This window comes from Bradyrhizobium erythrophlei, from assembly GCF_900129505.1.
GTDB lineage: Bacteria > Pseudomonadota > Alphaproteobacteria > Rhizobiales > Xanthobacteraceae > Bradyrhizobium > Bradyrhizobium erythrophlei_D.
Genome location: NZ_LT670818.1, coordinates 7,906,182 through 7,927,447, shown reverse-complemented (window position 1 = coordinate 7,927,447; position 21,266 = coordinate 7,906,182). Strand labels below are relative to the sequence as shown.

21 protein-coding genes and 1 pseudogene are annotated in these 21,266 nt (G+C 62.5%); 18 read left to right on the top strand and 4 right to left on the bottom strand.

Annotated features, from left to right (window positions below; translation table 11 throughout):
* Positions 1 to 10 precede the first annotated feature (10 nt).
* The 12 genes from rplF (at position 11) to B5525_RS37260 (ending at position 8,598) form a co-directional block, all read left to right on the top strand.
* Entirely contained in the window at positions 11 to 544 is a 534-nt protein-coding gene (gene rplF / locus B5525_RS37315) for a 50S ribosomal protein L6 (RefSeq protein ID WP_079571002.1), read from the top strand.
* An 11-nt stretch (positions 545 to 555) separates the two neighbouring features.
* Complete coding sequence (gene rplR / locus B5525_RS37310) at positions 556 to 918, top strand: 50S ribosomal protein L18 (RefSeq protein WP_079571000.1); 363 nt, start codon at positions 556 to 558, stop codon at positions 916 to 918.
* A gap of 59 nt (positions 919 to 977) precedes the next feature.
* Positions 978 to 1,550 carry a 30S ribosomal protein S5 gene (gene rpsE / locus B5525_RS37305; protein ID WP_079570998.1) on the top strand — a complete coding sequence of 191 codons (573 nt, stop codon included), beginning with the start codon at positions 978 to 980 and terminating at the stop codon, positions 1,548 to 1,550.
* 38 nt (positions 1,551 to 1,588) lie between these two features.
* Positions 1,589 to 1,783, top strand: coding sequence for a 50S ribosomal protein L30 (rpmD, locus tag B5525_RS37300; RefSeq protein WP_079570997.1), 195 nt, complete (start codon positions 1,589 to 1,591; stop codon positions 1,781 to 1,783).
* Positions 1,784 to 1,804: 21 nt separating this feature from the next.
* Complete coding sequence (gene rplO, locus B5525_RS37295; protein ID WP_079570995.1) at positions 1,805 to 2,293, top strand: 50S ribosomal protein L15; 489 nt, start codon at positions 1,805 to 1,807, stop codon at positions 2,291 to 2,293.
* A 151-nt stretch (positions 2,294 to 2,444) separates the two neighbouring features.
* Entirely contained in the window at positions 2,445 to 3,776 is a 1,332-nt protein-coding gene (gene secY / locus B5525_RS37290; RefSeq protein ID WP_079570993.1) for a preprotein translocase subunit SecY, read from the top strand.
* 255 nt (positions 3,777 to 4,031) lie between these two features.
* Positions 4,032 to 4,901: an adenylate kinase gene (locus tag B5525_RS37285; protein WP_079570992.1), complete on the top strand. Its 870-nt coding sequence runs from the start codon at positions 4,032 to 4,034 to the stop codon at positions 4,899 to 4,901.
* A 178-nt stretch (positions 4,902 to 5,079) separates the two neighbouring features.
* Complete coding sequence (gene rpsM / locus B5525_RS37280; protein WP_079574309.1) at positions 5,080 to 5,448, top strand: 30S ribosomal protein S13; 369 nt, start codon at positions 5,080 to 5,082, stop codon at positions 5,446 to 5,448.
* Between the two features lie 123 nt (positions 5,449 to 5,571).
* Positions 5,572 to 5,961, top strand: coding sequence for a 30S ribosomal protein S11 (gene rpsK, locus B5525_RS37275; protein ID WP_007603045.1), 390 nt, complete (start codon positions 5,572 to 5,574; stop codon positions 5,959 to 5,961).
* Positions 5,962 to 6,076: 115 nt separating this feature from the next.
* On the top strand, positions 6,077 to 7,108 hold the full coding sequence (locus B5525_RS37270) for a DNA-directed RNA polymerase subunit alpha (protein WP_079570990.1): 1,032 nt from the start codon (positions 6,077 to 6,079) through the stop codon (positions 7,106 to 7,108).
* A 140-nt stretch (positions 7,109 to 7,248) separates the two neighbouring features.
* On the top strand, positions 7,249 to 7,665 hold the full coding sequence (gene rplQ / locus B5525_RS37265) for a 50S ribosomal protein L17 (RefSeq protein ID WP_079570989.1): 417 nt from the start codon (positions 7,249 to 7,251) through the stop codon (positions 7,663 to 7,665).
* A gap of 138 nt (positions 7,666 to 7,803) precedes the next feature.
* Complete coding sequence (locus B5525_RS37260; RefSeq protein ID WP_079570987.1) at positions 7,804 to 8,598, top strand: SDR family NAD(P)-dependent oxidoreductase; 795 nt, start codon at positions 7,804 to 7,806, stop codon at positions 8,596 to 8,598.
* A gap of 139 nt (positions 8,599 to 8,737) precedes the next feature.
* On the opposite strand, the gene B5525_RS37255 is transcribed toward B5525_RS37260, so the two are convergent.
* Entirely contained in the window at positions 8,738 to 9,751 is a 1,014-nt protein-coding gene (locus tag B5525_RS37255) for a zinc-binding alcohol dehydrogenase family protein (RefSeq protein ID WP_079570986.1), read from the bottom strand.
* A gap of 702 nt (positions 9,752 to 10,453) precedes the next feature.
* Positions 10,454 to 10,792, bottom strand: coding sequence for a hypothetical protein (locus B5525_RS37250; protein WP_154073686.1), 339 nt, complete (start codon positions 10,790 to 10,792; stop codon positions 10,454 to 10,456).
* 61 nt (positions 10,793 to 10,853) lie between these two features.
* Between B5525_RS37250 and B5525_RS37245 the strand changes: the two genes are divergently transcribed.
* Positions 10,854 to 11,881 (top strand): IS630 family transposase gene (locus tag B5525_RS37245; RefSeq protein ID WP_197687881.1). Its coding sequence is split into 2 segments (ribosomal slippage): positions 10,854 to 11,343 and positions 11,343 to 11,881, totalling 1,029 coding nucleotides; the frame shifts between segments, so codons are not numbered across the junction.
* 278 nt (positions 11,882 to 12,159) lie between these two features.
* Here the strand turns inward: B5525_RS37245 and B5525_RS37240 are convergent.
* A pseudogene (locus B5525_RS37240) lies at positions 12,160 to 12,434 on the bottom strand (type II toxin-antitoxin system YhaV family toxin); the annotation flags it as partial.
* A 196-nt stretch (positions 12,435 to 12,630) separates the two neighbouring features.
* Here B5525_RS37240 and B5525_RS37235 point away from each other — a divergent pair.
* Positions 12,631 to 13,599, top strand: a complete 969-nt coding sequence (locus B5525_RS37235; RefSeq protein ID WP_079570983.1) for a LysR family transcriptional regulator — start codon at positions 12,631 to 12,633, stop codon at positions 13,597 to 13,599.
* A gap of 869 nt (positions 13,600 to 14,468) precedes the next feature.
* Positions 14,469 to 15,950, top strand: coding sequence for a porin (locus B5525_RS37225; RefSeq protein WP_079570980.1), 1,482 nt, complete (start codon positions 14,469 to 14,471; stop codon positions 15,948 to 15,950).
* Positions 15,951 to 16,265: 315 nt separating this feature from the next.
* Here the strand turns inward: B5525_RS37225 and B5525_RS37220 are convergent, their stop codons facing one another.
* Positions 16,266 to 17,867, bottom strand: coding sequence for an OprO/OprP family phosphate-selective porin (locus tag B5525_RS37220; protein ID WP_079570979.1), 1,602 nt, complete (start codon positions 17,865 to 17,867; stop codon positions 16,266 to 16,268).
* Positions 17,868 to 18,186: 319 nt separating this feature from the next.
* Here B5525_RS37220 and B5525_RS37215 point away from each other — a divergent pair, with 319 nt between their 5' ends.
* The 3 genes from B5525_RS37215 (at position 18,187) to B5525_RS37205 (ending at position 21,255) form a co-directional block, all read left to right on the top strand.
* Positions 18,187 to 19,572, top strand: coding sequence for a DegQ family serine endoprotease (locus B5525_RS37215; RefSeq protein WP_425305341.1), 1,386 nt, complete (start codon positions 18,187 to 18,189; stop codon positions 19,570 to 19,572).
* Positions 19,569 to 20,897: a replication-associated recombination protein A gene (locus B5525_RS37210; protein WP_079570976.1), complete on the top strand. Its 1,329-nt coding sequence runs from the start codon at positions 19,569 to 19,571 to the stop codon at positions 20,895 to 20,897. Before B5525_RS37215 ends, B5525_RS37210 begins: the two co-directional genes overlap by 4 nt.
* A 73-nt stretch (positions 20,898 to 20,970) precedes the next feature.
* The gene (locus B5525_RS37205; protein WP_079570974.1) at positions 20,971 to 21,255 is read left to right on the top strand and encodes a type II toxin-antitoxin system RelE/ParE family toxin; all 285 of its coding nucleotides are present in this window, start codon (positions 20,971 to 20,973) and stop codon (positions 21,253 to 21,255) included.
* The last annotated feature ends 11 nt before the right edge of the window (positions 21,256 to 21,266 follow it).

Below are 21,266 nucleotides of genomic sequence, written 5' to 3'. Positions count from 1 at the left end.
AGGATCAGCCATGTCACGTGTTGGCAAACGACCTGTGACGATCCCGTCGGGTGTGACGGCGACCGTTGAAGGGCAGACGGTGAAGATGAAGGGGCCGAAGGGCCAGCTTCAGTTCATCGTGCATGACGATGTCGATGTGAAATTCGAGAACGGCGCGATCAAGGTCGCGCCAAGGGTCGAGACCAACCGCGCGCAGGCAATGTACGGCACCGCGCGCGCACAAGTGGCGAACCTCGTCGAGGGCGTCACCAAGGGTTTCGAGAAGAAGCTCGAGATCACCGGCGTCGGCTATCGCGCCGCGTTGCAGGGCAAGAACCTGCAGCTCGCGCTCGGCTACAGCCATGACGTCGTCTATCCGATCCCGGAAGGCATCGCGATCACGGTGCCGAAGCCGACCGAGATCGTCATCGTCGGTAACGACAGCCAGCGCGTCGGCCAGGTTGCGGCGGAAATCCGCAGCTACCGTCCGCCGGAGCCCTACAAGGGCAAGGGCGTGAAATACGCCAACGAATTCATCTTCCGCAAGGAAGGCAAGAAGAAGTAACGGAGCCGGTCATGTCGAGACTCAAGATTACGAATGCCCGGCGCAAGCAGCGCGTGAGGTTATCGTTGCGCCGTTCGGCGAACGGTCGCCCGCGCCTGTCGGTGTTCCGCTCGTCGAAGCATATCTACGCCCAGGTCATCGACGACCTGAAGGGCGAGACGCTGGCCTCGGCCTCGTCGCTGGAGAAGACGATGCGCGAGAGCGGCAAGACCGGCGCCAATATCGATGCGGCGAAAGCGGTTGGCAAGCTCTTGGCGGAGCGCGCCGTGAAGAACGGCGTCACCGAAGTGGTGTTCGATCGCGGCGGTTATCTCTATCACGGTCGCGTCAAGGCGCTCGCGGATGCCGCGCGCGAAAGCGGGTTGAGCTTCTAATTGGTTTGAACGGACAAAAGGGCCTCTCGGGGCAAGTCTTTTAAGGATCGGAAAACACCATGGCAGGTGAACGCGAACGCGGTGGCGGCCACAGGGGCGGCCGGGAAGAACGCGACAGCGAGTTCGTCGACAAGCTCGTCCACATCAATCGTGTGGCGAAGGTCGTCAAGGGCGGCAAGCGCTTCGGCTTTGCGGCGCTGGTCGTGATCGGCGACCAGAAGGGGCGTGTCGGTTTCGGCCACGGCAAGGCGCGCGAAGTGCCCGAGGCGATCCGCAAGGCGACCGAATCGGCGAAGCGCAACCTGACGCGGGTGGCGCTGCGCGAAGGCCGTACGCTGCATCACGATATCGCAGGCCGTCACGGCGCGGGCAGGGTCTATCTGCGCGCGGCGCCGGCGGGTACCGGCATCATCGCCGGCGGCCCGATGCGCGCCGTGTTCGAGACGCTCGGCATCCAGGACGTGGTGGCGAAGTCGATCGGTTCGTCGAACCCCTACAACATGGTTCGCGCCACCTTCGACGCGCTGAAGCATCAGGATTCGCCGCGTTCGGTTGCGGCGCGCCGCAACATCAAGGTGTCGACGCTGCAGTCGCGCCGGGTCGGCGGCGACGCCGAAGTGGTTGCTGAATAATCAAGCCGCGCTTTTGGCGCGTTACGGAGTTCAAGACGATGGCCAAGGCCGCAAAGACGATCAAGGTCGAGCAGACCGGCAGCGCGATCCGCCGCCACCACTCGCAGCGCGAGACGCTGATCGGCCTCAAGCTTAACAAGATCGGCCGCACCACCGAGCTGCAGGACACGCCTGCAATTCGCGGCATGATCGCCAAGGTTCAACATCTCGTCCGCATCGTCGGCGAGAAGTAAGACAGATAAGGAGACAGGGCGATGAAGCTCAGCGATATCGCCGACAATGCCGGTGCGCGCAAGAAGCGCATGCGGGTCGGCCGTGGCATCGGCTCAGGCAAGGGCAAGCAGGCAGGCCGCGGCGGCAAGGGCCAGACCGCGCGTTCCGGCGTGCGCATCAAGGGCTTCGAGGGCGGACAGATGCCGCTGCACCGGCGCCTGCCCAAGCGCGGCTTCAACAACATCTTCCGGCTGGAATTCGCCGAGATCAATCTCGACCGTATCCAGGATGCGATCGACGCCAAGCTGCTGGACGGCAAGACCACCATCAACGCCGAATCGCTGGTGAAAGCCCGCGTGATCCGCCGCGCCAGGGATGGCGTGCGGCTGCTCGGCCGCGGTGAGCTCAAGGCCAAGCTGACGGTCGAGGTTCACGGCGCCTCGAAGTCCGCCATCGCGGCGGTCGAGAAGGCGGGCGGCACGGTGAAGATCCTGGCGCCGGTCAAGAAGGACGAAGGCGAGGCGGCGTAACATCTGCGTCATCGCCCGCCCTCCGGCGGGCATCTGAGCGACAGGACGATGGACTTATCGAAGCCGAGCACCAAATAATGTCCGGCGTCCGCTGAGTGTCCCAAGGCCTCTTGGGGCATGACAGCGCGAGGGCGGCGGGAGAAAGCCAAACATGGTCTCAGCAGCGGAACAACTGGCGGCAAACCTCAATTTCGGCGCGCTGGCCAAGGCCGACGAACTGAAGAAGCGCATCTGGTTCACTCTGGGCGCGCTGCTGGTTTACCGGCTCGGCACCTACATTCCGCTGCCGGGCATCGACCCCAATATCTGGGAACAGGTGTTCAAATCCCAGGCCGGCGGCATTCTCGGCATGTTCAACATGTTCGCCGGCGGCGGCATCCACCGCATGGCGATCTTCGCGCTGAACATCATGCCGTATATCTCGGCCTCCATCATCATTCAGCTCCTGACCACGGTATCGCCGCAGCTGGAGGCACTGAAGAAAGAGGGCGAGGCCGGCCGCAAGACGCTGAACCAGTACACCCGCTATCTCACGGTGCTCCTGGCCGCGTTCCAGTCCTACGGTATTGCGGTCGGGCTCGAGGGCGCCGGCAACGTCGTCAGCGACCCCGGCATGTTCTTCCGGCTTTCGACCGCGATCACGCTGACCGGCGGCACCATGTTCCTGATGTGGCTGGGCGAGCAGATCACCTCGCGCGGCATCGGCAACGGTATTTCGTTGATCATCCTTTCCGGCATCGTCGCGGAGCTGCCCTCGGCGCTGGCCAACATGCTGGAACTCGGCCGCCAGGGCGCGCTGTCGACCGGCCTGATTCTGGTCGTGATCGTGATGGCGGTCGCGGTGATCGCCTTCATCGTGTTCATGGAGCGTGCGCAGCGGCGGCTGTTGATCCAGTATCCAAAGCGCCAGGTCGGCAACAAGATGTTCGAAGGCCAGTCCTCGCATCTGCCGCTCAAGCTGAATACCTCGGGCGTGATCCCCCCGATCTTCGCGTCCTCGCTGCTGTTGCTGCCGACCACGGTGGCGAATTTCAACGCCGGCCGCGGTCCGGAATGGTTCCAGTGGATCACCACGCAGCTCGGCCACGGCCGTCCGCTGTTCCTGATTCTCTACCTGGCGCTGATCGTGTTCTTCGCGTTCTTCTATACCGCGATCGTGTTCAACCCGACCGAGACCGCCGACAATCTCAAGAAGCATGGCGGCTTCATTCCGGGCATCCGGCCGGGCGAGCGGACCGCCGAATACATCGATTATGTATTGTCCCGAATCACGGTGCTGGGCGCGATCTATCTCGCGATCGTCTGTCTGATTCCGGAAATTCTGATTTCCTACGCCTCGGTGCCATTCTACTTTGGCGGCACCTCGCTCTTGATCGTGGTCAGCGTGACCATGGATACGGTGGCGCAGGTTCAGGGTTATCTGCTCGCCCACCAGTATGAGGGGCTGATCAGGAAATCGAAATTGCGGGGACGTCGCCGCTGACGCCCGGCTAAGCTGTTTTCGGGCGAGGGCCTGTCCCGCGCCTGAATGGCGGAGTGGGCACCGGTTCGCGCAGGGGAAGATGCGCAAGGTAAAATTTGGAGCCTCGGTTTTGATCTAGATCAAGGCCGAGGCTCTCGAAGTACGTTGCATCGCTTTCGCTATCCGCGCTCGGCGCTGATCGGGGTTGGCGCTGGTGTTTGGATTTTGAAACGAAGGTGTGCGTTCAATTGCGCACCGAGCCGGGGGGCGAACAAAATGAGATTGATACTTCTCGGGCCTCCGGGGTCGGGCAAGGGAACCCAGGCCCAGCGGCTGGTTCACCGCTACAACATCATCCAGCTCTCGACCGGTGAAATGCTGCGAGCCGCGGTAGCGGCGCAGACGCCGGTCGGCCTCAAGGCCAAGGATGTCATGGCCTCCGGCGGCCTGGTGCCGGACGACATCGTGATCGGGATCATTTCCGACAGGATCGATCAGCCCGACGCCAGGAACGGTTTCATCCTCGACGGCTTCCCGCGCACGGTGCCGCAGGCCGAGGCGCTGGACGGGCTTTTGAAGAAGAAGCACCTGAAGCTGGACGCCGTGGTCGAGCTTCGCGTCAACGAAAGCGCACTCCTGGAGCGGGTCGAGACCCGGGTCGCGCAGATGCGGGAGCGCGGCGAAGAAGTCCGCATCGACGACACGCCGGAGGTGCTGACCAAGCGGCTGGCCAGCTACCGGGCGCTGACCGAGCCGCTGATTCACTATTATTCGGAACGGCGGAAGCTCTTGACGGTCGACGGCATGATGACCATCGAGGCCGTTACCCGCGAAATCGACCGAATCCTGTCCGCGATCGGCGCGGTGGAAGCCAAGGTCTCCAAGAAGGCGGGCGCGGCCAAGCGGACCGCCAAAAAGGCGGCCGAAGCGGCTCCCAAATCGCGAGGCAAGGTCGCTAGGAAGAGCGCCAAAAAGGGCTCAAAGGCCACTGGGAAGGGCGCCAAGGTGGCCAAACCGGCCGCTAAACGTATCAAAAAGGGGGTTAAAGGGACCGCCCGCAAGGCGTCTGTGGGTTCCAGGACCCGCGCCGTCGCCAAGGCCACGAAAGCGACCAAAAAGGTCACGAAAAAGCGAGCTAAGGCGTAGCGACGGTTGACGAAACCAAGTTGAATCCTTTAATAAGGCCCGTATCCAGTCGGATAGTTATCCAACGATGCCGGGCCCCGAGTAATCAAGGGGAAGGGCGTCGTGTTCGCGTTTGCGGACACCTGCCCGAAATAGCTAGAACATGGCCGGTCGAAAACCGGCAACAGGAGAGAAGTCCGTGGCCCGTATTGCCGGCGTGAATATTCCGACCAACAAGCGCGTGCTGATCGCGCTCCAGTACATCCATGGCATCGGCCAGAAGAATGCGGCCGAGATCATGGAGAAGGTCAAGATCCCCGTTGATCGCCGCGTCAATCAGCTGAGCGATCAGGAAGTGCTGCAGATCCGCGAAGTGATCGACCGCGACTATATGGTCGAAGGCGACCTGCGTCGCGAGACCGGCATGAACATCAAGCGTCTGATGGACCTCGGCTGCTATCGCGGCCTGCGCCATCGCCGCGGATTGCCGGTGCGCGGTCAGCGCACCCATACCAATGCGCGCACGCGCAAGGGGCCGGCCAAGTCGATCGCCGGCAAGAAGAAGTAATTTGGCGAATGGCGAATAGGGAGTGGCGAATGGTTTCATTCGCTACTCCCTATTCGCCACTCGCTTTTCAGGTGTAGCCGCTGGCATTACGGCGGCGTTGAGATCGTCAGGAAAGGTTCTGGAATGGGCAAGGAAGCCACCCGCGTACGCCGCCGTGAGCGCAAGAACATTGCATCGGGCGTTGCGCACGTGAATTCGTCGTTCAACAACACGACCATCACCATCACCGACGCACAGGGAAACACCATCGCCTGGTCCTCGGCTGGAACGATGGGTTTCAAGGGGTCGCGCAAATCGACCCCGTATGCGGCTCAGGTCGCGGCGGAAGACGTCTCCAAGAAGGCGCAGGAACACGGCATGCGCACGCTGGAGGTTGAGGTCGCGGGGCCCGGTTCGGGCCGCGAATCGGCGCTTCGCGCACTGCAGGCCGCGGGCTTCACCGTCACATCGATCCGCGACGTGACGACGATCCCGCACAATGGTTGCCGTCCGCGCAAGCGTCGGCGGGTTTGATACATCGACCGCGCGGGCGGCTCTGCCGCCCCTGTGATGATTTTGGGAATTTTGAAGCGCGGACTGATCCGCGATCTCCAACGCCAGTGATTTAGATGGCAGAATTGACTGGCCCATGGGTGAAACAGTGACGATCCAGAAAAATTGGCAAGAACTTATCCGCCCCAACAAGCTCCACGTAACGCCGGGCAGCGACGCGAACCGCTTTGCGACCTTGGTCGCCGAGCCGCTCGAACGCGGCTTCGGCCAGACCCTCGGCAACGCGCTGCGCCGCATCCTGTTGTCCTCGCTGCAGGGCGCCGCGGTGCAATCGGTGCATATCGACGGCGTGCTGCACGAGTTCTCCTCGATCGCGGGCGTTCGCGAGGACGTCACCGACATCGTTCTGAACATCAAGGACATCTCGATCAAGATGCAGGGCGAAGGCCCCAAGCGCATGGTCGTGAAGAAGCAGGGTCCGGGCGTCGTCACCGCCGGCGACATCCAGACCGTCGGCGACGTCGTGGTGCTCAATCCCGATCTGCAGATTTGTACGCTGGACGAGGGCGCGGAAATCCGCATGGAATTCACCGTCGCCGCCGGCAAGGGCTATGTCGCCGCCGAGCGTAACCGGCCCGAGGACGCGCCGATCGGCCTGATTCCGGTCGACAGCCTGTTCTCCCCGGTGCGCAAGGTGTCCTACAAGGTCGAGAACACCCGCGAGGGCCAGATCCTCGACTACGACAAGCTGACCATGACGATCGAGACCAACGGTGCGATCAGCCCGGACGATGCGGTGGCCTATGCCGCCCGCATCCTGCAGGATCAGCTCAACGTGTTCGTCAACTTCGAAGAGCCGCGCAAGGAAGTGGCGCAGGAGATCATTCCCGATCTCGCGTTCAACCCGGCGTTCCTCAAGAAGGTCGATGAGCTCGAATTGTCGGTGCGTTCGGCGAACTGCCTGAAGAACGACAACATCGTCTACATCGGCGACCTCGTGCAGAAGTCGGAAGCGGAAATGCTCCGTACCCCGAACTTCGGCCGCAAGTCGCTGAACGAGATCAAGGAAGTGCTGGCCCAGATGGGTCTGCATCTCGGCATGGAAGTGCCGGGCTGGCCGCCGGAGAATATCGACGAGCTGGCCAAGCGCTTCGAAGACCACTACTGAGCGAATAGGGAGTGGCGAATAGCGAATGGAGGCGAACTACTCGCTATTCGCTACTCGCGATTCAGGGCGAACGCAGGCGGCCCACCTGAGCAGATTGTCCGACGAGCCGTCGCGACAGAACAAGTATTGAGGAAAATATCATGCGTCACGGCAAGGTTCACCGGAAGCTCAACCGCACCGCCGAGCATCGGCGTGCCATGTTCGCCAATATGTGCGCGGCGCTGATCAAGCACGAGCAGATCGTCACCACGCTGCCCAAGGCGAAGGAACTTCGCCCGATCGTCGAGAAGCTGGTCACGCTCGGCAAGAAGGGCGGTCTCGCCATGCGTCGCCAGGCGATCTCCGAGATGCGCGACCAGGACCAGGTCAGGAAGCTGTTCGACGTTCTGGCCGCCCGCTACAAGGATCGCCAGGGCGGCTATACCCGCATCATCAAGGCCGGCTTCCGCTATGGCGACAACGCCCCGATGGCCGTGATCGAATTCGTCGACCGCGACGTCGATGCCAAGGGCCAGGATTCCGGCCCGGTGCAGGAAAAGGCCGCGGAAGCCGCGTAAGTCTTATTTCCAAATCGCACTTTAAAGAGCGGCGCCCGGTGCGCCGCTTTTTTATTGGGCACAAGTCATGCGCCGCCGGCGATTGCGTCCACGTGAATCGCTCCCGATATCTCCTTCATCATTGACGGGAGATGTTTCATGAAAATCGATCTCAAGGGCAAGACGGCGCTGGTGACGGGGTCGACCACCGGCATCGGCCATGCGATCGCCAAGGGACTGGCCGCCGCGGGCGCCGAGGTCACGGTCAATGGCCGGACGCAAGCCAAGGTCGACCAAGCGGTTTCCGCGATCGCCAAGGCGGTGCACGGCGCCAAGGTCCACGGCGTCGCCGCCAGCGTCTCCACCATCGAAGGCTGCAATACGCTGGTGACAACGCTGCCGGAGGTCGACATCCTGATCAACAACGCCGGCATCTTCGAGCCGAAGGACTTCTTCGAGACGCCCGACGAAGACTGGAGCCGGTTCTTCGAGACCAATGTGATGTCGGGCGTGCGGCTGTCGCGGGCCTATATGCAGGGCATGTTGAAGCGCAATTGGGGACGGATCGTCTTCATCTCCTCGGAATCCGCGCTGAACATCCCGAAGGAAATGATCCACTACGGCATGACCAAGGCCGCGCAACTCGCGGTGTCGCGCGGGCTGGCCGAGCTGACCCGCGGCACCGCCGTGACCGTCAATTCGGTGCTGCCGGGGCCGACCATGTCGGAAGGCGTCGAAACCTTCGTCAAGGATCTCGCGAAGCAAAACGGTCAGTCTGTCGAACAGGCGGCATCGCAATTCGTAAAACAGTTCCGGCCGACCTCGCTGCTGCAGCGCTTTGCAACCGTCGAGGAGATCGCCAACATGGTGGTCTACGTCGCCTCAAGGGAATCCTCCGCGACCAACGGCGCGGCGTTGCGCGCCGAAGGCGGCATCATTCAGACCCTTGCGTGAGGCGTTCCGATTTCGGCGGTTCGAAGACCGTAGGGTGGGTTAGTCGCAGGCGTAACCCACCATCATCGGATCGGCGCGTCAGGGCGAGAAGAATTGGTGGGTTACGCTCCGCTAACCCACCCTACGGCTGAGTTCTCGTCTACCACCCTTCCAGCACGATCTTGCCGCGCGATTTGCCGGACTCCAGCAACGCATGCGCGCGCTTCAGATTGGCGGCGTTGATGGTCCCAAACGTCTGATCGAGCGTGGTACGCAGCACGCCCTTGTCGAGGAGATCGGCGACGTCGTTCAGCAGATGATGTTGCGCGATCATGTCCGGCGTCTGGAACGAGGAGCGCGTGAACATCGATTCCCAGTGGACCGAAACCGCCTTGCCCTTGAAGACGCTGACGTTGAATTCCGGGGGATCGTCGATCAAGCCGTATTTTCCCTGCGGGGCGATGAGCTCCGCGAGCGCCTTGTAGTGCTGGTCGGTGTTGGTGAGGCTTGCGACCAATCCGACCGGCGGAAGTTTCAGCTTCTCGATCTGTTCCTTCATCGGCCCGGCGTGATCGATCACGGCATGGGCGCCGAGATCGAGGCACCATTTTTGCGATTCCGGCCGCGAGGCGGTAGCGACGACGGTGAGGCCGGTGAGGCGGCGGGCAAGCTGGATCAGGATCGAGCCGACGCCGCCGGCGCCGCCGATGATCAAGAGCGTCCGCGGATCGAGGCTCTTGCCGGGCACCGCCCCAAGGCGGTCGAACAGCAATTCCCAGGCGGTGATCGAGGTCAGCGGCAGGGCGGCGGCCTGCGCGAACGACAATGATTTCGGTTTGGCGCCGACGATGCGCGCGTCGACCAGATGAAATTCCGAATTGGTGCCCTGGCGCTGGATCGAGCCGGCATAGAACACCTCGTCGCCGGCCTTGAACAGGCTGACATCGGGGCCGACGGCATCGACGATCCCGGCGGCGTCGTAACCCAGGATCTTGGTCTCGCCCTCCGGGGGCGCTGCACGCTTGCGCACCTTGTAATCGACCGGGTTGGCCGAGACCGCCTTCACGGCGACACGGATATCGTGGCCCCCGGGCTCCGGCTTGGCTGTTTCGAAATCGATCAGTGCATCCGCGGCATCGATGGGAAGAGATTTTTTGTATCCGACGGCCTTCATGCCCGTTGTCTCCATGATAGCGGCACCCTATCAGCTACTTGTCCCGCCAGCGCAGCAATTGCAAGCCGCGGCCGGCGGCCGCGGAGTTAAAAAGCCGGCGATCGGCGCCTCAGGGTTGGAATTGCGACGGACCCGGTTCTGTCGAACCCGGACGCAGTCCGCTGGATTCCCGTATCGCGGCGGCGATCGCGGGCTCCGGCGTCCGGATGGGCGCAATGGCCGGGTAGTGGTCCCACCCGCCGCCGAGGGCCTTTAGGCCGTCGGCCGGCCGGCGGGCGGCCCGGATGGAATCTCGATTGCGCCGGCCCTGGACAGTGCCGCCGCTGTGATCATCGTCGCGCTGCCGCCGCTTGGCGAATCGTTGCCCGGTGCGAAATCGTTGAAAAGAACGATAGCTTGACCCACGACTGCGACAAATACGGCCACTATTACGGGGATCGATCTGCTGGGTCGGTATTCTCTTTGCGTGTGCATTTGCCTGTCTCGCCAATCCGCTGATTGCTGGGCACTGACCGCCGATCGTTGCGCGTTCCTGTGCTTGCACGGGGAATTCAAGGCTGATCCACCCAACCCCCATGTAGGTCCGGAATCCGGCGACACCATTAAATTGAATTTTAACCGGTGCCGCCTGCGTACGCCCGGAGAGCGCTGGAGACCCGCGACCGCGCGGAAAACGACCGGATATCTTCGCGGCCTGGAGATTCAAAAGCGGAACCGCAGTCCGACCGTGGGATCGATGTTGCTGTGCTGGAAGAAGCCGAAGCCCAACCCGCCATGCACCTGGTTGAACATCATGCCAAAATAGAGATCCCACTTTGGCGCAAATCTCCAATCCACTGCGGCAGAAATCGCATCGTACGTCCCGGCGCATTGTGAGTGCGAGCTGTCGGAGCAGAAGGCGGGCCCTCCCGTGGGGGTGCCGAAAAAGGAATTCTGGATGTAATGGTAATAGGCGCCGATCACATCCAGATCATCCGTGACGGCGTATTTCGCACCGGTCCACATGACCTGTAATACCAACGGCTCGAAACTGTGACTCATTAGGGATTCCCAAATCAGGGAAACTCTGACTCGATGCTAGCCTTTGAGAGGAGCGGCATCGATGGGAGCGGCGGTATCGATCACCCGACTTGATCTGACGGCTTCGGCGCTTCGCAAGGCGGCGAGCGGAGAGAAGGATAGCGCCGCGGCGCGTCGGATACTCGCGCTTGCGCTGGTGCTCGATGGCTCGGACCGCAAAACGGCGGCCGAAACCTGCGGCATGGACCGTCAGACCTTGCGGGACTGGGTGCACCGTTACAACGCCGCGGGACTGGCCGGGCTTCGCAATCTCAAATCGCCAGGTCCCGGATCAAAACTCACGGTGCGGCAGCAGGCCGAATTGGCCGAGCTTGTCGAGGCCGGCCCCGACCCCGCGGTGCACGGGGTAGTGCGTTGGCGGCGGGTCGATCTGCGCGACGAATTGCAGCGGCGCTTCGGTGTCACGCTCCACGAGCGTTCGGTCGGGAAGGTTCTAGCCAAGCTCGGCTACCGCAAACTGTCGGTAAGGCCCCGCCACCCGCAGGCTGACGAAGAAGCCCAGCAGACGTTTAAAAAAACTTCGCCGCGACCGTCAGGGCGCAAATTCCCGAGCACGCCAAAGACAAGCCGATCGAAATCTGGTTCCAAGACGAGGCCCGGATCGGCCAGCAGGGCACGCTGACCCGCGTCTGGGCCAAGCGTGGAACGAGGCCCCGCGCACCGCACGACCAGCGCTACGACTGGGCCTACCTGTTCGGCGCGGCCTGTCCGCAGCGTCGCGTCGCAGCAGGTCTGGTCATGCCGGCGGCGAACGCCGAGGCCATGTCGCTGCATCTCACAGCGATCGGCCGCAAGGTGGCGGCAGGTAGCCACGCCGCTCTTGTCCTCGATGGCGCCGTCACCCTGGTGCGTCTGCCACCCTACGCGCCTGAACTCAATCCGATCGAAAACGTCTGGGAATATCTGCGCGGCAACAAACTCGCGATCACCGTCTTCGACGACTACGACGGCATCGTCGATAAAGCCTGCGACGCTTGGAACTTCTTTGAAAAAGATCCAAAGCGCATCGCGTCAATAACCACCCGAACATGGGCAACAGTCAATAATTAGGGCCGTTGGTATAAGACCCTGTTACCAAGGCCGTTCACGCCGAACGCGGCATTATTGATATTCGTGTTGTTGAATGCCTGGCAGCCCTGGCAAGGAAAGTCTCCCGCGATATCCGTGAAGGCGGTCTGCGTATCGCTGGGCGCTGTGCCATAGGTCGGAGAACTGACGCCGACATAACCTTGGCGTTGAACCACTGGCCCGCCCGGCTTGAGTCGGAGTAGGAGCGTTGCAGGTTTTGGGGGATGCCGTTGTTCGCGGCAATTGATCCCGGTCATAGCCTATCCCCTCGGTGCCGATCGCGACAGTCGCCGTTTACCCGACTCTCCCGACGCCGCCGCCAGCAGTTCCCTCCACGTATCAGGTGGGTTGCCGCGCTTCAGCATTTTTCGAAAGACAGCGTAGGCGTCGTTTGCGCTTTCGTAGGCGCGCAAGGTTGAGTCATCATTTACCCGGGCAAGCACATGATCTTGGCGCCCTCTGTTTGCTGATAGCGAAAGAACAGGCGGAGCTGCTGCAGGAATTTCGCCCGGAACCAATGCTTGTATTCCTCGCCTGCTGCCCTGTCGGTAATTGTCCCGCCACCATGCCGCGGCGTCGGCCCGCAGCCGGAAATGATTGTTGCGAAACATGCAAACAAATGTTGGAGTGCCGGCCGAAATCGACCGAGGCCGAATACCGAAGGTCGCACGAAGGGGCTGATCGGGCGAGTGCTCGACGTTTCGTCGCAAGGGCGATACGGAGGCGCCAAAATGGACTATCTCGGCGCGCTGCGCATGTTCGTGCGAGCGGTAGAGGTCGGCAGCTTTTCGAAGGCTGCAATTGCCACGAATACCAAGACATCTACCGTCTCGCGCGCGATCGCCAGCCTTGAAGAGGATCTTGGTGTCAGCCTGTTTCATCGCACCACCCGCCGCGCGCATCTCACCGAGCCGGGCGCCACATTCTACGAGCACGCGCGCGGCGTTCTGCGGGGCCTGGAGGAAGCGCGGGATGCGGCCTCGGCAATAGAGGGGCGGCCACAGGGGTTGATCCGTCTGCATGTCCCGGGCGGCTTCGCCCGCCTGCACATCATGCCGTTCGTGCCGGACTTCCTGGCCGCTTATCCCGATATTCGTCTCGATGTCTCATTAAGCGATGTGCGAGTCGATCTGCTGGCCGTCGGCGCGGACCTCGCGATCCGTATCGGCTCGCTCATCGATTCCAGCATGCTCGCCCGCAAGCTCGCGCCGCACCGGCGCATTGCCTGCGCGAGCCCTGCCTATCTAGACCGCACGCCGCCGATCGCCGAGCCGCTCGACCTGCTGCAGCATAATTGTCTTGTCTATACGTTGCAGCCGACCGACCGCTGGTTTTTTCGTCACCAGACCGAGGCAGGCGATGCTTTCGAGCAAGTACCCGTCACCGGGACGTTGCGCGCCGACGACGCCGAGCCCCTGCGGGATGCGGCGGTTGCCGGCGTGGGGGTCGCGCTGCTCCCGACATGGCTGGTCGGCGAGTATATCAAGGCGGGTCGCCTGCGGCACGTGCTTCCCGAGTGGTCCTCCATGATCGCCACTAAGCCGGGTGGCATCTTCGGGGTCTTTCCTCCACATCGCATGGTGCCACCGAAGGTGCGGGCCTTTCTGGATTTTGCCCAGAAACGCTTTGGCAAGCCGCCCTACTGGGATCCTGATTGGACAGAGGACCGGCAAAAGACCTCGCACGACGTTACCGAATAAGCCGGCTCAGAGAGCGTCTGACAATCGCGGCGCGTTGCGCGCCCCGCACCAATCATTCCCAGCACGGGGCGTACAGCGCAGCCGATTGCTGACCTACATCAGACTTAAGCCTCACGGCGATGTTCCTGATTTAGACTCTATGGAGAAGCGCAATGTTGAAACTTGGAATTGTAAGGGCTGCGGCCCTGTTACTCGCGTTAGCAGTTGCCACCCCGGCCTTCGCCGTGGAACTTCACGGCGTCCGTGGTGGCGATCCGATGGACGTCGGCGGGTTCGGCGGTGCTCAAGCAAGCACCGGCTCGTTCGTACCGAGCGAGGCCGCTGCTACCCATTGCGCCCAGCGTTGGGCGTACTACGACCGGGCGTCCGGAAAGTATATGGGCGACGATGGGCAGTGGCGTCCTTGCGTATAAAACCAAAAAGGAGCGGCTCAAGCCGCTCTTTTTTATGCTCGACACTTTCCATGCTCGACAGTCGGCCGGAGGAATCGAGAACTCCAAGCTTCAGGCTTTTCTTTTGGTCGCCTCGGTTGGCGGGGTTTGAACGCGCCGAGATGAACCGATCGCCGTTGTGCACTTCTGGTTGTGGAGTGAAGTGACGACAGGCTCTGATAATGTCTGCTTTATCGGCGTCGACCGGAAGTGACCGGCGCGCGATCGGAATGACGGCGCAACCCGCTAAGTCGGCAAAGTGACTCGCTTTCAGACGTGAGTTCCAACCTCGCTCCTTGGCTACCGCTTCGAACGCGAAGACACGGCCACCCTGTGTTGATCAGTCTGCGCAGCACTCGGCGATTTACCGAGTACAATTGTCGGTGTATATGTAAGCGCGGCGCAGCTTCGGAACCGGTCGATTCGGGAGGGGGCGGTATGAAAATGGTTGGTGTTTTCGCATCGATGATTTTCGGACTCGCTGGCGCGGCGTACGCAACGGCTGCTTTGGCTGACGACACCATGGCAACGAAGGCCCCGCCCGCCGCGACCACGAAGGCTCTGTCGCAGCCAGCGACGTGTGGCAGCCTTGAGGACTTTGTCCTCACTGCCTGCCCGCTGAGCTGGAATGGCATCACCGTCTACGGCACGATCGACGGGGGGGTGACATGGCGGAGCCATGGAGCGCCCTTCAATGGCACATCCGCCGTCGGGGTGGATTATCTTATCCAGAAGTACAGCAGGGGCCCGCGGTGGGATCTCGCGCCCAACGGTTTGAGCAATTCAAACATCGGGATCAAGGGGAAAGAGCCGCTCGCCGAGGGATGGGATTTTATCTTCGATCTGCAGGCCGGGTTCGATCCTTATTCCCTGCACCTCTCCAACGGACCGCACTCTGATTTTCAGAACATCGGCGTGCCGCTCACCAGCCAGGATTCGTACGCCGACTCCAGCCGGGCCGGGCAATTTTACAATTCCGTGGGCTATTTGGGCGTCAGCTCACCCTATGGCACCTTGACCGTTTTCCGGCAAAACACGCTGACTTTGGACGCCGTTTTTGCCTACGACCCGATGGGCGCTTCGTACGCCTTCTCGCCGATCGGCTGGCAGGGAATTACCGCCGGCGGGGGCAACACCCAGGACACCCGGTTTAGCACGTCGGTGAAGTATCGTGTCGAGATTGGCCAGTTCAGGGTTGCGGCGCTCTGGCAATTCGGCGGCTACGAGCTGAACAACGCCGCGACTGGTTCCTACCAGCTCCAACTCGGCGGGGACGTTACCAATTTGGCCGGCGGCACGCTTTCGCTCGACGCGATTGGCAGCTTCGTCCAGAACGGCGTGTCGCTGGCGCTTGGCGGCAACACGCTGCCGGCGGTCCTGCCGCAGGTACTCACTGCGACGCTCTCCGACAATACAGCCGTGATGCTGGTTGGCAAATACAGTAACGGGCCACTCAAGCTGTTTGCCGGGTACGAATTCATTCGATATGCGCCCCCCAGCAATCGGTTTGCCCCCGGTACTGGTTTTAGTGATATCGCGGGAGACTTCGTCTGCGCCGCCTGCACTGCGATCAACGGCACGAACATCAGCAACACGGCTTTCGACGCCGGCGACAAGTTATTCCACGTATTCTGGACCGGCGCAAAATACGCCGTCACTGACAATTTGGATCTGATGGGCGCTTACTACCATTATACGCAGCCCACCTTTGGTGCATTCGTCAACTGCACCAACCCCTCGGCGTTCGCAAACTGCCACGGGACGTTCGACGCCGTTTCCTTCGTCGCCGATTGGCAGTTTGCGAAGAAATTCGATGCCTACGCCGGAATCATGTTCTCGCAGTTCAATGGCGGCCTGGTGAACGGCTTCCTCAATCGGAGCTCGATCGATCCGACGGTTGGGCTTCGCTTCCGTTTCTGAGAAGGCTTCAGGGACGGATTGTTCGGCATTCACCAACGCACCAGAGGGCACGAGCGGCAACGCCCGCGGCCTGATGTGATGACGAAAGCCGAATCAGGCCCATAACCGGCTGCCCAAAGGCTCCACAGGATTTCTGCGTCCCGGTGCCTCATTGGAGACAAGGACTTGTTCCCTCCATAAGGCAAAATCGCTGCCAAACCCCGCGATCATCCGAAAGACCGCTCGACCAGCGGTCTTGGCAGACGCCATGCGGGGAAGACCCAGGGGCACCCGGGCAGCCGTGGCTGCCCTGGATCTGGAGTGGCTGCCCTGGATCTAGAACGCCACCTGGGTGCGCATCGCGAGCGCGTTGAACTTCGAGCCGGTGTCGGTGAAGTTGGTGGGGCTCAGCTGCTTGGCAATGTCGCCGTGAAGGAAATCGAGCATCAGGCGCACATTGCGATTGGCGTACCAGTTCAGCGCCAGCGTATAGATGGTCTGCCGGCCCCCGGCGACGCCGACCGCCGTGCCGACCTGGTCGTTGAGGTCGATCGTGCTGTACCGGCCGGCGATCTCCCATGCGCCCCAGCCGCCGCCGCTCAATGAGAACGGATTGGCCGGCACGATACCGCCGTAGGAGGCGCTTGCTGGGTTGTAGAGGCGGGTTTCGCCGGTCAGGACCCAGGCTGCTTCCGCGTAGCCGCCCTGGAATCTCAGGCTGGATAGCGGGGCAAAAGCGGTACGGTCGATATTGTACCAGAAATACTCGCCCTGGAAGAACAGGGGCCCGTACGTCCCCGCCACTTCGGCGCTGTAGACCTGAGCACCGGATACGTCTGCGATCGCGCCGGTCGACACCAGCGTGGTCGGGTCGATGCGCACCTCCGGACGGTCGCTCAAAGTGAGCGTTTGCGTGTTCGCGATCAGGTTATGCGGCGGCTGGATCAGCCATTCGGCATCGCCGCCGATATGCAGCGAGTAATCCTTGCCGCTGACGACCTGGCCCGCGACACGGGCGAACGTGCCGTATTGTTCGGTGGTGCCGTTGGGGTTGACGCTCGAGGCGGAGTGAATGGCGCCCGTCGCGGGCCCCGTTACATAGGCGCCGGCCCAGAACGTGTCGGTGTACCAGCGCGTGCCGATGGTGGAACGGAAGTCGCCGGCCGCGATGTTGGTGGCGGTGATCCCTGAAGCGGCACGCTCCATGAACGGGATGTCGTTCGAGCTGGAGGCCTCGTCCAGCGTGTAGGGCAGGTCCATGATGCCGCCTTCGACCGCGAGTTTGCCACCGAACGGCTTGATACCGGTGTAGCTCAGATAGGCGTTTTCGATGCCCGACACCGCGCCGCCCGGGAGGAATCCGACGGCCGCTCCATTAACCCCGGCGGTGCCGCCGAAGCCGTCCGAAGCGCCGCCGAAGTCGTAGATCAGGGCGTAATTCCAGTCCTCGAGGAACTTGCCGATCACGCCGATACGCGCGCGGCGAACATTTTCTCCGCTGTCGAGGCGCTGCGGTACGGTTGAGGCCGAGTTGGGGTGATAGTCGTAGCCGCCGACGTCGAAGTGAACGCGGCTTGTGATCGCGATGCAGTTCTGATTGTCGGCGGTGCAGATGGTCGGCCGGTTGTTCGGCATGGTCACGACCACGTCGGACGGCGCAATCGTACCCTTGACGGGATAGGCCGCGTTGGCGCTCGCCACGGTGACCTTGGGATCGGCCTTGGCGTCGGCCTTGGCGTTGGCTTTCGCCGCGGCCGAGGTATTGGCGGCGGTTTGTTTCTCGAGCTTTTCGAGCTTTTGCTCCATCAATCGAAGCTGCTGTTTCAGCAACGCGATTTCCGTGTCATTGCCGCCGGCGGATTGTGCGTGCGCCTGCGATGCCATCAATGCGCCCGCCACGCTGAACGCCACTGAAGCCAAGAGTTTTGACTTGGTCATGTGATTACCCCTTTCGCTGAATTAACCGCCCCATTCACCTGCGAATCCCTGGAACTATATCTGGCTGTCTAACGCCAGGGTTACTGAAGTGAACGGTTCCGCTTGTTGTCCGGATGCAACAGGTTTTATTGCATGACGATCGTCATATCAAATCCGGCAGCCCCCGTACAGAGCGCGCGGCCGCCGCTGGCGGCGCCCTTCCGGCCGCCGCCGCGATGCCGGGATAACGGGCAGGGCGCCCTTTGATTGCCGGGCGAACACGCTTATATTTCAACGTCTTCTTCGAGAGGTAGGAATGTATCGATCGATCCGCGCCGCCATGCTTGCCGCACTATCGGCTGTGACCCTTTGGGGTAGTCTTCCGATTGCCGTCGCCCAGGACCGGCGTGTGCCGGCCTCGCCGGCGGAGGTCATGCTCTCCTACGCGCCGATCGTGCAGCGGGTGCAACCGGCGGTGGTCAATGTCTATGCCGCCAAGGTGGTGCGGGATCACAACCCGCTGCTCGACGACCCGATCTTCCGCCGCTTCTTCGGCGTGCCCGGCCAGCAGCCGGAGCAGATGCAGCGTTCGCTGGGATCGGGCGTGATGGTGGACCCGTCGGGTCTGGTCGTGACCAATGTGCACGTCATCGAGGGGGCCGATGAGGTCAAGGTGTCACTCGCCGACAAGCGGGAATTCGAGGCCGAGATCGTGCTCAAGGATCCCCGCAGCGATCTGGCGGTATTGCGGCTCAAGGGCGCCCATGAGAAATTCCCGACGCTCGATTTCGCCAACTCCGATGAATTGCAGGTCGGCGACGTCGTGCTGGCGATCGGCAATCCCTTCGGCGTCGGGCAGACCGTGACCCACGGCATCATCTCGGCCCTGGCTCGCACCCAGGTCGGTATCACCGACTACCAGTTCTTCATTCAGACCGATGCCGCGATCAATCCGGGCAATTCCGGCGGCGCGCTGGTCGACATGGCCGGCCGGCTCGCCGGCATCAATACCGCGATCTTCTCGCGCTCGGGGGGATCGCAGGGCATCGGCTTTGCGATCCCCGCCAACATGGTGCGCGTCGTCGTCGCTTCCGCCAAGAGCGGCGGCAAGGCGGTCAAGCGGCCGTGGCTCGGCGCCAAGCTGCAGGCCGTGACGCCGGAGATCGCCGACAGCCTCGGGCTCAAGCTTCCGAACGGCGCGCTGGTCGCCAGTGTGGTATCGAGCAGCCCGGCGGCGCGGGCAGGGCTGAAACCCTCCGATCTGATCGTCGCGGTCGACGGCCAGGCAGTGGAGGATCCCAACGCGTTCGATTACCGCTTCGCGACGCGTCCGCTCGGTGGCACCGCGCAGGTCGATGTGCTGCGCTCGGGCAAGACGGTGAAACTGACGATCCCGCTGCAGACCGCGCCCGATACCGGCCGCGACGAGCTGGTTCTGACCGGGCGCTCGCCGCTGCAGGGCGCGAAGGTCGCCAATATCTCGCCGGCCGTGGCCGACGAACTGCATCTGGATTCGGACACTGAAGGCGTCGTGGTGACTGATCTGGCCGATGGCGGCACCGCCGCCAATGTCGGCTTCCAGAAAGGCGACATCATCATGACCGTCAACAGCCAGAAAATCGCCAGGACCAGCGATCTCGAAAAGGCGACGCGCGAGTCTGTGCGGATCTGGCGCATCACGCTGGTGCGCGGCGGCCAGCAGATCAACGTTACGCTCGGCGGATGAGCCCGAAGCGACCACGCGAGGCCGCCAACCTGTTCGCCGCCGCGGGGATGGAGCAGGATGCGCCGCATCCGCTTCCCGACCGGTTGCGCCCGCGCAATCTGTCGGAAGTCGTCGGCCAGGATCACATCCTCGGCCCCGACGGCGCGCTGACGCGCATGTTGGCGACGCGCACGCTCGGTTCGCTGATCTTCTGGGGACCGCCGGGCACCGGAAAGACCACGGTGGCGCGGCTCCTGGCGGATGCCACCGAACTGCATTTCGAGCAGCTCTCGGCGGTTTTTTCCGGCGTCGCCGATCTGAAAAAGGCGTTCGACGCGGCGCGCGCCAGGCGCGAGACCGGCGAGGGCACGCTGTTGTTCGTCGACGAGGTGCACAGGTTCAATCGCGCGCAGCAGGATTCGTTTCTGCCCGTGATGGAGGACGGCACCGTGGTGCTGGTCGGTGCCACCACCGAAAATCCTTCGTTCGAGCTCAACGCCGCCTTGTTGTCGCGGGCACGCGTGCTGGTGTTTCATTCGCTCGACCCGGCGGCGATCGAAAAGCTGTTCGTCCATGCCGAGAACATCGAGGGCAGAAAGCTGCCGCTCGACGAGGAAGCCCGCGCCGTGCTGGTGCGCATGGCCGACGGCGACGGCCGCGCCGCGCTGACGCTGGCCGAAGAGGTCTGGCGCTCCGCGCGGGAAGGCGAGATTTTCGACGCCGCGAAGTTGCAGGAGATCCTGCAGCGCCGCGCGCCGATCTACGACAAGTCGGCCGACGGCCATTACAACCTGATCTCGGCGCTGCATAAATCGGTGCGCGGCTCCGATCCGGACGCGGCGCTGTATTATCTCGCGCGCATGCTGGACGCCGGCGAGGACCCGCTGTTCCTGGCGCGGCGCGTGGTCCGCATGGCGGTCGAGGACATCGGTCTGGCCGACCCGCAGGCGCTGGTGATCTGCAACGCCGCCAAGGAGGCCTACGACTTCCTCGGCTCTCCCGAGGGCGAACTCGCGATCGCGCAGGCCGTCATCTATCTCGCCACCGCACCGAAATCGAATGCCGCCTACACCGCGTTCGGCGCCGCCATGCGCGTCGCCAAGGAGGGCGGCTCGCTGCTGCCGCCCAAGCACATCCTGAACTCGCCGACCAAACTGATGAAGTCGGAGGGCTATGGCGGCGGCTATCAATACGATCACGACACGCCGGAGGCCTTTTCCGGACAGGAATACTTCCCGGACGCGCTGGGCCACCAGACCTTCTACGATCCGCCCGACCGCGGCTTCGAGCGCGAAATCCGCAAGCGGCTGGATTACTGGGCCAAGCTGCGGAGGGAGCGGGGCTAGCGCGGCTTAGGTCATGCCAACGGGGTCGTATTTACTATTTACGTAAATCGTAAATCGTGCTATCTTTGATGCCATGATTGTCAGTTATCGGGACAAGGCCACCGAGCGGTTTGCCTCCGGACGACATGTCAGAGAGTTCTCGGGTTTCGCGCGGCAGGCCGAGATGCGTCTTGACCGGCTCGAGGTCGCGACGAGCCTCGCTGATTTGGCGGCACTGCCGGGTAACCGGCTGGAAGCGCTCAAGGGCGACCGTGCCGGACAGTCTTCGATTCGCATCAACGATCAATGGCGGATCTGCTTTAGGTGGCCTGAAGGATCACCCGGCCCCGTGGACGTCGAGATCGTCGATTATCATTGAAGGAAGACCAT

What these genes read in the sequence shown, in the direction of transcription:
- rplF (WP_079571002.1), top strand. Translation starts at nt 11, where the DNA reads ATGTCACGTGTTGGCAAACGACCTGTGACGATCCCGTCGGGTGTGACG.
- B5525_RS37285 (WP_079570992.1), top strand. Translation starts at nt 4,032, where the DNA reads ATGAGATTGATACTTCTCGGGCCTCCGGGGTCGGGCAAGGGAACCCAG.
- B5525_RS37235 (WP_079570983.1), top strand. Translation starts at nt 12,631, where the DNA reads ATGGACTATCTCGGCGCGCTGCGCATGTTCGTGCGAGCGGTAGAGGTC.
- rplR (WP_079571000.1), top strand. Translation starts at nt 556, where the DNA reads ATGTCGAGACTCAAGATTACGAATGCCCGGCGCAAGCAGCGCGTGAGG.
- rplO (WP_079570995.1), top strand. Translation starts at nt 1,805, where the DNA reads ATGAAGCTCAGCGATATCGCCGACAATGCCGGTGCGCGCAAGAAGCGC.
- B5525_RS37260 (WP_079570987.1), top strand. Translation starts at nt 7,804, where the DNA reads ATGAAAATCGATCTCAAGGGCAAGACGGCGCTGGTGACGGGGTCGACC.
- secY (WP_079570993.1), top strand. Translation starts at nt 2,445, where the DNA reads ATGGTCTCAGCAGCGGAACAACTGGCGGCAAACCTCAATTTCGGCGCG.
- B5525_RS37225 (WP_079570980.1), top strand. Translation starts at nt 14,469, where the DNA reads ATGAAAATGGTTGGTGTTTTCGCATCGATGATTTTCGGACTCGCTGGC.
- B5525_RS37270 (WP_079570990.1), top strand. Translation starts at nt 6,077, where the DNA reads ATGGGTGAAACAGTGACGATCCAGAAAAATTGGCAAGAACTTATCCGC.
- B5525_RS37220 (WP_079570979.1), bottom strand. Translation starts at nt 17,867, where the DNA reads ATGACCAAGTCAAAACTCTTGGCTTCAGTGGCGTTCAGCGTGGCGGGC.
- rplQ (WP_079570989.1), top strand. Translation starts at nt 7,249, where the DNA reads ATGCGTCACGGCAAGGTTCACCGGAAGCTCAACCGCACCGCCGAGCAT.
- B5525_RS37210 (WP_079570976.1), top strand. Translation starts at nt 19,569, where the DNA reads ATGAGCCCGAAGCGACCACGCGAGGCCGCCAACCTGTTCGCCGCCGCG.
- B5525_RS37215 (WP_425305341.1), top strand. Translation starts at nt 18,187, where the DNA reads ATGCTTGCCGCACTATCGGCTGTGACCCTTTGGGGTAGTCTTCCGATT.
- B5525_RS37205 (WP_079570974.1), top strand. Translation starts at nt 20,971, where the DNA reads ATGATTGTCAGTTATCGGGACAAGGCCACCGAGCGGTTTGCCTCCGGA.
- rpmD (WP_079570997.1), top strand. Translation starts at nt 1,589, where the DNA reads ATGGCCAAGGCCGCAAAGACGATCAAGGTCGAGCAGACCGGCAGCGCG.
- B5525_RS37250 (WP_154073686.1), bottom strand. Translation starts at nt 10,792, where the DNA reads ATGAGTCACAGTTTCGAGCCGTTGGTATTACAGGTCATGTGGACCGGT.
- rpsE (WP_079570998.1), top strand. Translation starts at nt 978, where the DNA reads ATGGCAGGTGAACGCGAACGCGGTGGCGGCCACAGGGGCGGCCGGGAA.
- B5525_RS37255 (WP_079570986.1), bottom strand. Translation starts at nt 9,751, where the DNA reads ATGAAGGCCGTCGGATACAAAAAATCTCTTCCCATCGATGCCGCGGAT.
- rpsK (WP_007603045.1), top strand. Translation starts at nt 5,572, where the DNA reads ATGGGCAAGGAAGCCACCCGCGTACGCCGCCGTGAGCGCAAGAACATT.